Origin of the sequence: Lysinibacillus sphaericus OT4b.31 (genome assembly GCF_000392615.1) — a bacterium.
Taxonomy (GTDB): domain Bacteria; phylum Bacillota; class Bacilli; order Bacillales_A; family Planococcaceae; genus Lysinibacillus; species Lysinibacillus sphaericus_B.
The window spans coordinates 3,161,296-3,174,514 of the sequence record NZ_KB933398.1 but is presented as its reverse complement, the minus strand read 5'-3'; the positions used below and the strand labels follow the sequence as shown (position 1 = coordinate 3,174,514).

The 13,219-nt window shown below is 38.6% G+C and carries 11 protein-coding genes; 9 read left to right on the top strand and 2 right to left on the bottom strand.

Annotated features, from left to right (window positions below; translation table 11 throughout):
• Positions 1 to 20: 20 nt before the first annotated feature.
• The 3 genes from H131_RS14595 (at position 21) to H131_RS14585 (ending at position 3,642) form a co-directional block, all read left to right on the top strand.
• The gene (locus H131_RS14595) at positions 21 to 668 is read left to right on the top strand and encodes a helix-hairpin-helix domain-containing protein (protein ID WP_010859947.1); all 648 of its coding nucleotides are present in this window, start codon (positions 21 to 23) and stop codon (positions 666 to 668) included.
• A 113-nt stretch (positions 669 to 781) separates the two neighbouring features.
• Entirely contained in the window at positions 782 to 1,351 is a 570-nt protein-coding gene (locus tag H131_RS14590; protein WP_010859946.1) for a ComE operon protein 2, read from the top strand.
• A 77-nt stretch (positions 1,352 to 1,428) separates the two neighbouring features.
• On the top strand, positions 1,429 to 3,642 hold the full coding sequence (locus tag H131_RS14585) for a DNA internalization-related competence protein ComEC/Rec2 (protein WP_010859945.1): 2,214 nt from the start codon (positions 1,429 to 1,431) through the stop codon (positions 3,640 to 3,642).
• 32 nt (positions 3,643 to 3,674) lie between these two features.
• Here the strand turns inward: H131_RS14585 and H131_RS23805 are convergent, their stop codons facing one another.
• Positions 3,675 to 3,812 (bottom strand): YqzM family protein, encoded by a 138-nt coding sequence (locus tag H131_RS23805; protein WP_010859944.1) that lies wholly within the window; start codon positions 3,810 to 3,812, stop codon positions 3,675 to 3,677.
• Positions 3,813 to 3,972: 160 nt separating this feature from the next.
• Between H131_RS23805 and holA the strand changes: the two genes are divergently transcribed.
• Together holA and H131_RS14570 are read left to right on the top strand one after the other, a co-directional pair.
• Positions 3,973 to 4,983, top strand: coding sequence for a DNA polymerase III subunit delta (gene holA, locus H131_RS14575; RefSeq protein WP_010859943.1), 1,011 nt, complete (start codon positions 3,973 to 3,975; stop codon positions 4,981 to 4,983).
• A gap of 54 nt (positions 4,984 to 5,037) precedes the next feature.
• On the top strand, positions 5,038 to 6,072 hold the full coding sequence (locus H131_RS14570; protein ID WP_010859942.1) for an acyltransferase: 1,035 nt from the start codon (positions 5,038 to 5,040) through the stop codon (positions 6,070 to 6,072).
• Between the two features lie 119 nt (positions 6,073 to 6,191).
• Here the strand turns inward: H131_RS14570 and rpsT are convergent, their stop codons facing one another.
• Positions 6,192 to 6,440, bottom strand: coding sequence for a 30S ribosomal protein S20 (rpsT, locus tag H131_RS14565; protein ID WP_010859941.1), 249 nt, complete (start codon positions 6,438 to 6,440; stop codon positions 6,192 to 6,194).
• A gap of 163 nt (positions 6,441 to 6,603) precedes the next feature.
• On the opposite strand from rpsT, the gene gpr reads away from it, so the two are divergent.
• The 4 genes from gpr to lepA all read left to right on the top strand — a co-directional run bounded on the left by gpr (position 6,604) and on the right by lepA (position 13,127).
• Positions 6,604 to 7,620, top strand: a complete 1,017-nt coding sequence (gene gpr, locus H131_RS14560; protein ID WP_010859940.1) for a GPR endopeptidase — start codon at positions 6,604 to 6,606, stop codon at positions 7,618 to 7,620.
• 51 nt (positions 7,621 to 7,671) lie between these two features.
• Entirely contained in the window at positions 7,672 to 8,502 is an 831-nt protein-coding gene (spoIIP, locus tag H131_RS14555; protein ID WP_230491855.1) for a stage II sporulation protein P, read from the top strand.
• Positions 8,503 to 9,193: 691 nt separating this feature from the next.
• A complete protein-coding gene (locus H131_RS14550; protein WP_010859938.1) occupies positions 9,194 to 11,116 on the top strand; it encodes an acyltransferase family protein in 1,923 nt (640 codons plus the stop codon).
• 184 nt (positions 11,117 to 11,300) lie between these two features.
• Positions 11,301 to 13,127: a translation elongation factor 4 gene (gene lepA, locus H131_RS14545; RefSeq protein ID WP_010859937.1), complete on the top strand. Its 1,827-nt coding sequence runs from the start codon at positions 11,301 to 11,303 to the stop codon at positions 13,125 to 13,127.
• The last annotated feature ends 92 nt before the right edge of the window (positions 13,128 to 13,219 follow it).

Genomic DNA, 13,219 nt, shown 5'->3' with positions numbered 1-13,219 from the left:
GCATAGAAAGGATGTTTTTAATGATCCAATCTTTATGGCAAAAGTATAGAAAAAGTATGTTGCTCCCCGGCATGCTTGTCATCAGTGGACTTTGTTACTTCTATTTTTCGGGTTCTGACTCTTCACCTCCCCAAGAAGAGCTCATCGAAACAATCCAACTTACTGACCAAACTGCATCAATAGAGCCTGTCCAAGAAGCGGTCTCACAACAGGTGATTGTGGATGTAAAAGGTGCTGTCTTTCATCCTGGTGTCTATGAGCTTAAACCTGAGCAACGGATCATAGATGCGGTACAGCTAGCAGGTGGCTATACAGAGGATGCAGATACGCAGTTTATTAATCATGCACAAAAAGTGTTAGATGAAATGGTCATTTATATTCCTATGAAGGGTGAAGAACTAGATCATGTATCATCTAGTTTTATAGCTGTGCCGGCTGGTGAAGCATCTACAGGCAGTGAAGGCGTGAAAGATGGAAAGATTAATATAAATAAGGCAGATGAGGCGGCGCTAACAACTTTATCAGGAATTGGTCCGTCTAAGGCGCAAAGCATCATTGCTTATCGACAGGAAAATGGTAGCTTTCAGTCAATAGAAGATTTAAAAAAGATTACCGGTATAGGCGATAAGACATTTGAAAAACTAAAAGATTCAATTACGGTAAACTAAACTCTTCAATAGTATGTGATATTGACGACTCATTTCAAAAAGGGCTACACTATAGTATAAAAGCGATCGTTGACAGTAAGTATCGATTGCCTAAAATTTTTGGAGGTAGTCATATGGAGCGTATTACTTGGGATCAATTTTTCATGGCACAAAGCCATTTACTCGCTTTACGAAGCACGTGTACAAGACTAGCAGTAGGTGCAACGGTTGTACGTGATAAACGGATTATTGCAGGGGGCTATAACGGCTCGATTACTGGTGATGAACATTGTATAGAAGCAGGCTGCTATGTCGTTGATAATCATTGTGTGCGTACAATACATGCAGAAATGAATGCACTCCTACAATGTGCAAAGTACGGTACACCGACGAAGGGAGCAGACCTTTATGTTACGCATTTCCCCTGTCTGCCATGTACAAAGTCAATTATTCAAGCGGGCATTGAGCGCGTATATTATGCAACAGATTATAAAAACAATCCGTATGCACAAGAATTATTCAAAAAAGCTGGTGTGGAAGTCTTACACGTCCCATTTGATGAACGTAAAATTGACTTCTTAAGCAATGAAAAATTAGCCTTGTACATAGACATGCTGCACGAGTTACGTGAGAGTGGCCTCCCTGCAGAAAAATTACTCCCCTACGAACAGAAGGTGAGTGCATTATTTGGAAAAACACTGTAAAGCATAAATGGATATACGTAGCACTGGCATTACTTGTAGCATCATTAGCGGTACACAAGTCCGCGTGGCTACTTATCATGCTACTACTATTAGCAATGTGGCTTACCTTTAAAGGTGAGCCACATGTAAATTCAGCGTTCGTTGTGGGTGCTGGACTTCTTTCATTTCTCTTCTTATCAATCGTTCACTTGACGGAACCTTCCCCTTTACCGTCATCCTTTCAACTAACATGGACAAACGACTATAAAATCAATGGACAAAAACTACGTGGTTTTGCGAAAACTGAGACAGGTGAGAAACTATATATCGTGTATACCTTCTCCTCTGAGCAGGAGAAAAGTTTTTATGAAAATACACCGATTACAGGCTTTAGGTATCATGTGCAAGGTGAACTTGTAGCACCAAATCCACCCGCACATAAATACGCTTTTTCGATGCACGATTATTTAGTGAGTAAAGGTGCAAATGGCATAGTCGAAGTGACAAGCTGGTCATATGTATCCGCAGAAAAATCAATTCGAGCCTTTCTGGCCAAGCAAAGATGGTACTTGAAACAACATATTGAGGCTACGTTTCCACAGTCACTCGTTGCAGAGGCCCAGGCGCTTCTCATAGGCTTGCAAGACCATGTCGACGATGAACTGGAGCGTGCTTATCAAAAGCTCGGCATTACGCATTTGTTTGCCATTTCAGGTCTACATGTGGCACTCGTGTCATGGTTGTTTTACGAAGGTCTATTGCGCATTGGCGTACGTAAAGAACTAGCGAGGGGTATTTTACTCGTTGTTTTACCTGTATATGGAATTTTGGCTGGTGGTGCCCCTTCGGTATGGCGTGCAGTTTCGGTCGTTGAATTTGTCATGCTGATGCGCTATGTGAAGTGGCAAGTGCCCATTGATGATGCACTAGCAATTAGCTTTATAGGATTTGTACTGCTTGAACCTGGTGTGATTTTTCAGGTAGGTTTTCAATTGTCGTATTTAGCAACGCTGGGTATTGTCTATTCAGGAATGATTTTTAAGCAATCAAAGGGCTGGTTGATGCAGTCATTTTTAGTAACAGTTGTATGCCAACTTCTTGTATATCCGTTATTGCTCCATCATTTCTATGAAGTTTCAATTTCTTCTTTTTTAACGAATATAGTATTCGTACCACTGTTTTCATTTATCATTTTACCAGCTAATATTGTACTGCTTGGTATGACGGCTATATCCATACCTATGGCAAAATTCATGTTCAGTATATATGAGCCATTACGTGTTTGGTTGACCGAGGCAATAATATATTTACAAGCATTGCCGTTTCAGCTTTGGACACCTGGTAAGCCTGCCATTTGGCTTGTCTGTATGGCATTTGTCAGTGTGTTAGTAGGTTTATATTTTTTAGAGGCTAGACACTATGGTAAGTTCGTTATTGTGCTCTGCTTTCCCGTTATTTGTATTCACGTAGCGCCATTGTTGTATAGCGAGACAAAGCTTACGTTTTTAAATGTAGGGCAGGGAGATTGTACGGTTATTGAACTACCTTTTAGGCAGGCTGTGTATGTTGTGGATGCCGGTGGGCTTCTTCGTTTTGAGCAGGAGCCATGGAAGACGCCTACTAGCCCCTATGAGGTTGGAAAACAGGTTGTTGTGCCTTTTTTAAAGGGCAAGGGTATACGAACAATAGATATTTTCTTAGTGACACATGCTGATGCTGACCATGTAGAGGGAGCAGAGGAAGTATTAAAAGAAATTCGCATGGAAGAAATTCATGTGACACCAGACTCAATAGATAAACCTGTGATGCAAGATTTGTTAGTAGAAGCAAAGCAACAAAAGGTGCCTGTTAAAGAAAAGATGCAAGGAACTGCATGGCAAGTGGGCGAGACAAGCTTTCATTATTTATGGCCCCATGATACGAATTACGAGGGCAATGACGATTCAATTGTCTTATATATGCATCAAGGGGCGTTTAGGGCGCTTTTAACAGGTGATTTAGAGGAGAAAGGGGAAAGAGAGCTCATCAAGCTTTATGGAAGCCACATAGCGAATATGACGCTTTTAAAGGCAGGGCATCATGGCAGTAAAACGTCAAGCATCGAGCCCTTTGTTGAGCTCTTACAGCCTGAATTGACGATTTTTAGTGCAGGGCTCAATAATCGCTACAAACACCCACATGAGATGGTCGTAGAGCGTTTTAGAAAACGCCAATTAATGACAAGGACAACCGCAATAGATGGCACAATTGAAATCCGAATAAAGGGTAATCAATGGACGATGCATACAGAAAAAGACCTTGTCCAATATTGAACAAGGTCTTTTTACCTGTGTAAGAGGTAGGTTTACATTGCAACATAGTCTACTACTATTGCGATGACGAACATAATAGCAAAGACTGCAAAAGATACGCCGAAACCAATGCCTGAGTCGATTGCATCGTTACGTCTGCATTGTATATTTTTACCTTCAAATGGATTCATTGTTATCCCTCCAATTCTGTTATTTATTATAAGACAACATTTTCATAAAAGCTATATCGAAAACGTGAATTAACCGTGCTGCAAGGGACACAAATCAGTCAAAGTCACAAAGGGCCGTAAATCATGTATACTATTTCTATTGCTATATGGAGGGGAAACAATGATTTCAAACGTTTGGAACAACATAAAAAAAGGTGAGCTTTCGCCAGTTTATTTGCTCGTTGGGGAGGAAAGCTATTTTATAGATGAGACTGTAAAACGTTTAAAAGAAGCAATAGGCCCCGATGAAGAGATAGAAATGAGTACATTTGATTTAGAAGAGATGCCCGTTGATGTAGTGATTGATGAAGCAGATACCATCCCTTTTTTCTCAGAACGTAAACTTATTATTGCCAAAAATGCTTCCTTTTTAAAAGCGACAGAAAAAGGTAAAGAAAAAATTGATCACGATGTGAAACGGTTAGAGGCATGGCTCGGAAATCCTTCAGATTTTTCTGTAACGGTTTTTATTGCACCCTATGAAAAGTTGGATGAACGAAAAAAAGTAACGAAAATGATGAAAGAACATGCCTTTTTAGTACAAGCGGAAACACCAAAAGAGCAAGATTTAGCTGTGTGGATTCAAGGGCTTGTCAAGGCAGAAGGAAACACTATTACACAAAATGCCATCGAGCAGCTTGTTACGATGGTCGGTTCAAACATGCTTCAACTTCAAATGGAAATCGAAAAATTGTCCTTATATTTAGGTGAGGGTGGGGAAATAACGACTACTTTAGTTGAGGATTTAGTGGCGAAAACATTGGAACAGGATGCCTTCAAAATGTTGAATGCATATTTTGCCAATGAACCGGTTGCGGCACTGACTATTTACCACGATTTACTGCGCCAAAAACAAGAACCCATCATGCTTGTAGGCCTTCTTGCATCCAATGTCCGTACAATGTCGAATGTTTTTTATTTATTGAAAAAGGGTTATCATCCGCAGCAAATTGCAAAAAATTTAAAAATCCATCCTTATCGTGTTAAGTTAATGGTTGAGCAACGTAACCGTCCATCTGAGGAGAGTTTACTAAAGGCTCTGTACCAATTAGCTGAAGTGGATTTACAGCTAAAAACGACCGGTGGTAATCGTGAGCGTTACTTAGAACTGTTTTTACTACGACAACTGTAAAATTAATTTTAGGTAGACAACGATGGTTGTATAATGTCGTGGGGGGTTTTGAACGTGCAAAAACGAATTCAGTATATGGACAGCTTACGTGCTATGGCAATTTTAGGCGTGCTATTATTACATGCTGCGACACCTTATGTCGTACTTTATGATGAAATTAATGAGATTGATTGGCAAATCGGCATTATTTATAACGCCTTATCTCGATGGTGTGTGCCAATTTTTTTAATGATTAGTGGGGCACTATTACTTGGGCGTAAGGAAGAACCCCTAGGTGTTTTTTTCAAAAAACGTGCCAATAAAATTTTACTGCCGTTTATTGCTTGGTCCGTCATCTATTATGCATGGGCAACATATATGTGGAGCCCTGGCTATTCGTTGAAAGAATTTTTTATTATGCTTTTCAATAATCAGGTATATTATCATTTATGGTATTTTTATGCACTCATTGGTATTTATTTACTAGTGCCAATTTTTAATATTTTTGTCAATCATGCATCAAGACAAATGATTGGCTATGTAATCGTTCTTTGGCTATTATTTTATGGAGGTTTCCGCTATTATTCCTATCTAGTGAGTAATGAATTTACGCTGTTTTTCCCGCTGAGTGAATATATTGGCTTCTTTTTACTCGGCTATTATATAGCCGCATTTGAGATAGCACAGAAATGGCGTATTGGGATATATGTTTTAGGGATGGTAGGAGCAATCGAAACGGTATTTCGTACAAATGTCTTAACGGAGGAGCAGGGGCAATTTACAAGCTATGCTTTTTCGTACACCAGTCCTAATGTTATTGCGATGAGTGTTGCACTCTTTGTTTTTGTGAAATATTGGGTCAATCGAAAGGTAGCACGTGGAACCTATGTGACAAGCGGGATTATCAAGCTAATAGGGCAAACCAGTTTTGGTGTGTATTTAATTCATGCGATGATTCTTGATAAAGTGCGTCCTTACTTTTTTGAAGGCAATGAGCTCTTTTTTAAGCCGTTTATAGCTATTCCCATGCAAGTGTTCATTATTTTAGTGCTGTCAACAATCATTGTGTGGATCATTCAAAAAATACCACTATTAAAACGAATTGTCTAGTAATGGTGTATTATAAGAATTTATAAAAAATGCTGTCCAAAAAGGCAGCATTTTTTCATTGAGAAACGAAAAAAGATCAGTTACCTCAAGAGAGAGTAAACTGATCCTTTATATAACACTTATGCTTTTTTAGCTAGGCGAGACTTTTTACGAGCCGCCGCGTTTTTGTGGATAAGTCCTTTTGAAGCTGCTTTATCTAAAGATTTGTAAGCTGCTTGTAAAAGTTCTTGTGCGTTTTCAGCGTTAGCAACAACAGCGTTTTCAGCTTTTTTCACTGTAGTACGCATTGCAGATTTAGCTTGAGAGTTAGCAGCGTTAGCTTTTGCGTTAACTTTTACGCGTTTAATCGCAGATTTAATGTTTGGCATATCTTTCACCTCCTAAATTAGGTACGAGATGATAACTTCTCATTGATTTCTTGTGTTAATACAACAAAAATCATTTTAACAAACGCTAGGCTAAATTGCAATAGATAAATGCAAAGAATATTTACTTGACAGTTTGAACAAACTATCGATTGAGGTGAACTATATGCAAAATTTAAATTGGCAACGTACGGACTTAATTGACGAATCTGATGAGGTTGTTTTACATCAAACGAGGGAACAGAAAGAAACGTTAGAGCAGTCGAGTGGTATTCAAGTTGAAGATCGAAATGCTGGACGAGTGAAAATTACAGATGTCCAAGTCAATCCTGAGGGTGAACAGCAAATTGGTAAAAAGAAAGGGCAGTATATCACACTGTCCGTACCTACCCTTACGATAGAAGATAAGGATGGTTTTCAACAGCTTGAGGAAGCACTCTTGACGAATTTTAAAAAATTACATGAGTCTATTTCCTGGCAAGATGAAGACAAAATTTTAATCATTGGTTTAGGGAATCGTACAATTACACCTGATGCCATTGGACCTTATTTGATAGATCATTTGCATAGTCTTGAGCAAATTGACGACAAATTTGTGATGTACGCTCCAGGTGTAACTGGACAGACTGGCTATGAAACAGGTGAATTTGTTGCGGCATTGGCAGAACGTATCAAACCAAAACTAATTATCGTAGTCGATGCACTCGCAACAAGAGCAAGTAGTCGTTTATGTAAAACCATTCAGCTTACAGATACGGGCATCCATCCTGGTTCTGGTGTAGGGAATCAGCGCAAGGAAATTTCATTTGAAATGCTTGGCGTCCCTGTGACAGCAATTGGTATCCCAACAGTGGTTGATGCACCCGTTTTAATCGCAGATGCTGTAGAGCTCATGCTACGCTCGATAGCGGCACGTGTAGCGGAACGTGGTAAACCTTCGTCAAAATTATCATTGTCTTCTTGGCAGCCAGATATTAATAAAGAGTTAGATATGTCACTGATAACACCGATTTTTGGGGAATGGGCAACATGGTCAAAGGAGGAGCGGCAGCAGTTGTTTGAAGAAACATTTGCGGCCTCCCATTCACAGCTGATGGTCACGCCAAAGGAAGCTGATTATTGGATTGATAAGTATGCAACACTCATTTCGTCTATGCTAATGAAATGGGCAGGCGATCTATAATTTCATCGTTCTAAAAGACACATCCCCTCCATACGATAAGGGGAGGAGGGTGTGACTTTGCTAAAAAAACTACAATGGTCAACTGGTCTATTATTGTTCTTCTTCGTATTACCTGTCATTGCTGGGCAACTTCCGTTCAATAAGCAAGCATCGACTCCGTTAAAGCAACCAGAGGATAAACAAGTCGTGTTTGCCGCTACTAATTTAGCTGAACAAAGTGCGCTAGAGCAGACGAAAGATCCTGATCCATTTAAAGTCTTGTTATTATTCACGCATTCACATGAAGCCTATCAACCGATGGTGAAGGCTGTCAGCGGGAAAGTAGCCGTTTATGACGAGAAAACAAATATCTATAATTTACAAGATGTTGTTTCCAAGCACTTTAGCATGAACGGTATACAAACTGATATTTTAGATGTGGATGTCATGAAGGAAATGAAACTTGAGGGGAAAGGTTTTGCTGATGCTTACAACTCTGTACGTCCACATTTAGCGAAACGATTACAAGAACAGTCCTATGATTTAGTCATTGATTTGCATCGAGATTCTGCTAAAAAAGATGCGACAACGATTACACACAACAATGAGAATTATGCACGTATTGCCATTGTCGTTGGTGCAGAACATAAAAATTATCGTTGGAATACTGCTTATGCGGAAAGCTTGTCTGCTGCGATGAATGAGATTGTGCCAAAGGTTTCTAGAGGTGTTATATCTAAAAGTGGTGATAATGTAGATGGTCGCTACAATCAAGATTTAGCAAAGGAAATGATGATAATCGAACTAGGTGGAATTGATAATTCAGAAGAAGAATTAAATCGTACAATTGCCATAATAGGGAAAGCAATCTCAAAAACCTTCATTACTGAGAAAAAAGGTTAAATCTCATCTAGTCTTATTAAAAGCTAGTAGAGATTACTATAATTTTAAAAGGGTAAAAGTTGAGGCTACAGTAGTAAGCCTCCCGAAGTGTCAACAAAGTCGTCAAGAGACGGTTTTGTTGACATTTTTTTAATCTGGTATTTTCACACTCTAATAAAGCTGATATTTCAAGGATTGCCCAAACGCCCAATCAATGAGCATTCGACATGGTGAAATAAGGAGTTTTATATAAATTACGGTGAATAAACTACTATTAGTAAATTTACCAGAAAAATTTTTTATAAAAACATTTTTTAGCCTTTAATTTGTACATTTCTTGTCTTATAATTTTTGAGTTGGCTCACGGAGTTTTATGAATGAAGCGTTTTAATGGCATATGCAATAGGGCGAAATACGCTTTTGAAGCATCTACCATTTATGGGGATGCTTTTTTTAGATCTATCACAACTATACATATGAAAATGTGCTTTTTAAGATAAACTTATTTATATTTTGGGATGATGAAATTCTTTATAAAGAATTTTTTAGGATGTTTTTTCTAAACTTTTATCCTCCTCTCAAACGTCCTTAATATAAGTGAACGAACTAATGAGAAATAGGGAAAAGGAGACGATGTTTGGCTTCAGACAAATATTTTGCATTATAAATAACGTGGAAATAGAGTTTATAGTTTATTGAAGGAAGGAATAGTATGTTAGGCAAGACATTTAATCATCGTTATATCCCTGGACTAGATGGGATTAGAGCATTAGCAGTACTAGCAGTCATCGCTTACCATTTTGACTTTAATTGGGCCAGTGGTGGGTTCCTAGGAGTTGATATCTTTTTTGTATTATCGGGTTATTTAATAACCTCTACCATTTTACCCTTAAAAGGGAATCGATTGACAGTAAGTTTAGGGGAATTTTGGATTAGCCGGTTTCGACGTTTAGTTCCAGCTGCCTATGTGATGATTATTACATCATTCGTATGGGCGATGCTATTTCATAAGGAACTAATCCATACGTTGCGAGGAGATGTCATATCCTCTATTTTTTATTCAAGTAATTGGTGGTTCATTTTTCATAAACTCTCTTATTTTGATAGTTTTGGTTCCCCTTCCCCTTTAAAAAATTTATGGTCTTTAGCCATTGAAGAACAATTTTATCTTCTTTGGCCGATTCTGTTGCTGCTTGGACTCTATGTTTTTAACAAACGAAGTAAATTGGCCATCTTCGTGTTTTTCGGCGCACTATGTTCAGCTGCATTAATGAGCATACTGTATCAGCCAGGAGCTGATCCGAGTCGTATCTATTATGGAACAGATACGCGCTCATTTGAGTTATTAATAGGATGCTGGCTAGCTCTCGTCTGGCCAATGAAAAGACTCTCGTCACAAAAACTAGCTAAGGAGCATGTCACTAAACTAAATAGTATAAGTTTGCTTTCTTTTAGTATTTTTATGTTAAGTGTTATTTTTATAGATGAATACCAAGCGTTCTTATATAGAGGCGGTATGTTTCTTTTTTGTTTGAACGCAGCTGTTTTAATAGCATGTGTTTGTCATCCAGTTAGCATTTTAGGGAAGTTACTGTCTTTGAAGCCACTTAGATGGATTGGCTCAAGATCTTATGGCATTTATCTTTGGCATTATCCAATCATGGTGTTGGGTACCCCCGTCCATGAAATTGGTAATCCAGCATATGGGCGAGTTGCTTTACAGCTAGTTCTTATATTTACCATTGCGGAACTATCCTATCGCTTTATCGAAATGCCTATCCGTAAAGTAGGATTCCGAGCTTATTTTCAAAAATATCTCGTATTTAATAAAAATCAATGGGGTAGCTTTACGTTTGCTAGAAAATTTTCAACAGTGCTTATTCCTCTATGCCTTCTCGTATTTCTCACTGGAATCACGGGTGTAGTTGGAGAGGGGCAACAGGATTCATCAGAGTCCTATCCAACTTCCATTAAAATAAAGGGCGCAGACCAATCTTCAAATCTTAACGATGATGTGAAGCAACAACAAACATCTGAAAACGACTCTTCACATGTTGCAGATGAAGAAACAGAAACAGGGGGTGTTCAGAACAGAGAATCACCTGAGCAAGAGGAAAATGAAACAAGCGCTAAACCTGAAAATGAATCTTATAATGGCATATTAGCGATTGGAGATTCTGTAATGATCGATATTGCGACAAGCTTACATAAGGTTTATCCAAACATTACAATCGATGGGAAAATAGGTCGACAAGTTTCTCAAGCTGTCAAGCTGTCACCGAATTATGCTAGTTTTAATCAGCCAAATAATGCAGTTATTATTCAACTAGGTACAAATGGTTACTTTTCAAATGATCAGATGGAGACACTTCTTGGGGCTTTCTCCAATGCTGATATTTATTTAGTGAATACGCGTGTACCACGTTCATGGGAAGGTAAAGTGAATAAGGCTTTACTTCAAAAAGCACAAGAGCATGACAATATCACTTTGATTGATTGGCACGCTGCTGCTAGTAATCATCCAGAGTTTTTCGCACCAGACGGTGTCCATTTAGAGCAAAAAGGGATTGACACGTTAACAAATCTTATTCAGCAATCCATAAAAGTTCATGATGCAAGTGAAATAAACTCCTAATAAAATAGCCAGCATACACCATGCGATGGGTGTGGCTGGCTATTTTACATTGCTTGCTATTGTAGAGGAAATGACACGAAATTTAGAGTAATCATTGATTTAACAGCATTTATGCCGTTCTAATGTTGTGGTTTGTATGAAGTTCATAGTATAATTCATTATAGTTTAATTAGGAGTGGAAGATATGAACCGAGAAGCACGTTTAAAAAGACAAGAGAATATTCGAAATTTCTCTATTATCGCACATATTGACCACGGGAAATCAACGCTTGCAGACCGTATTCTTGAGCAAACGAAATCACTGACTTCCCGTGAAATGAAAGCACAGCTACTCGACTCAATGGATTTAGAGCGTGAGCGAGGCATTACGATTAAATTAAATGCAGTGCAATTAAAATATGAAGCAAAAAATGGCGAAGTGTATACATTTCATTTAATCGACACCCCAGGACACGTCGATTTCACATATGAAGTATCACGTAGTTTAGCAGCTTGTGAAGGCGCTATTTTGGTTGTCGATGCAGCGCAAGGCATCGAAGCGCAAACGCTAGCAAACGTTTACTTAGCACTAGATAATGACCTTGAAATTTTACCAGTCATCAATAAAATTGATTTACCAGCAGCAGATCCAGAGCGCGTTCGTCAAGAAGTAGAAGATGTCATCGGTCTAGATGCTTCTGAAGCAGTTTTAGCGTCAGCAAAAGCTGGTATCGGGATTGAGGACATTTTAGAACAGATTGTAGAGAAGGTACCTGCTCCAACAGGTGATCCTGAAGCACCATTACAAGCACTAATTTTTGACTCTGTCTACGATGCATATAAAGGTGTTATTATTTCTATTCGAGTTGTACACGGTACTGTAAAACCGGGCGATAAAATCCGCATGATGGCAACTGGCGCTGAATTTGAAGTCATTGAAGTTGGCGTACATACACCGAAAAGTTCACCACAAGCTGAATTAACAGTAGGTGACGTAGGTTATTTAACAGCATCTATTAAAAATGTAGGGGATACTCGTGTCGGGGATACCGTAACATTTGCAAATCGTCCAGCGGCTGAAGCATTGGCTGGTTACCGTCGCTTAAATCCAATGGTATATTGCGGTTTATATCCTATTGACACAGCGAAATATAATGACTTACGTGATGCTTTAGAAAAATTAGAGTTAAATGACTCTGCGCTTCAATATGAGCCTGAAACATCACAAGCACTTGGCTTCGGTTTCCGCTGTGGATTCTTAGGACTTCTACACATGGAAATCATTCAGGAACGTATCGAGCGTGAATTCAATATTGACCTAATTACAACGGCACCATCTGTAATTTACGATGTGCATATGACAGATGGCTCGTCAGTGAAGGTCGATAACCCGTCAATGATGCCAGATCCACAAAAAATTGACCGCGTAGCAGAACCATATGTCAAAGCGACGATTATGGTGCCAAATGATTATGTTGGGGCTGTTATGGAGCTTTGCCAAATCAAACGCGGTAATTTCATGACAATGGATTATATTGATACTACACGTGTTAGCATTATTTATGAAATGCCACTATCAGAAATTGTCTATGATTTCTTCGATTACCTAAAATCGAACACAAAAGGTTATGCATCGTTTGACTATGAGTTAATTGGTTACAAACCATCGAAACTTGTAAAAATGGATATCCTTCTTAATAGTGAACAAGTCGATGCACTTAGCTTCATCGTTCACCGTGACTTTGCTTACGAGCGTGGTAAAGTGATCGTAGAAAAACTAAAAGAATTAATCCCACGTCAACAATTCGAAGTACCAATTCAAGCAGCAATTGGTCAAAAAATTGTAGCACGTTCAACAATTAAATCAATGGGTAAAAACGTACTTGCAAAATGTTACGGTGGTGACATTTCGCGTAAACGTAAATTACTTGAAAAACAAAAAGCGGGTAAGAAACGTATGAAACAAGTAGGTTCGGTCGAAGTACCACAAGAAGCATTCATGGCTGTTCTGAAAATGGATGATACGAAATAGCTGATATATCAATGGTTTGAACGTATGGTAAAAAAGACCAATATTGAATTTGCCGACATTTTGCCGACGCAATGTATTTTTCCTACTAAAAG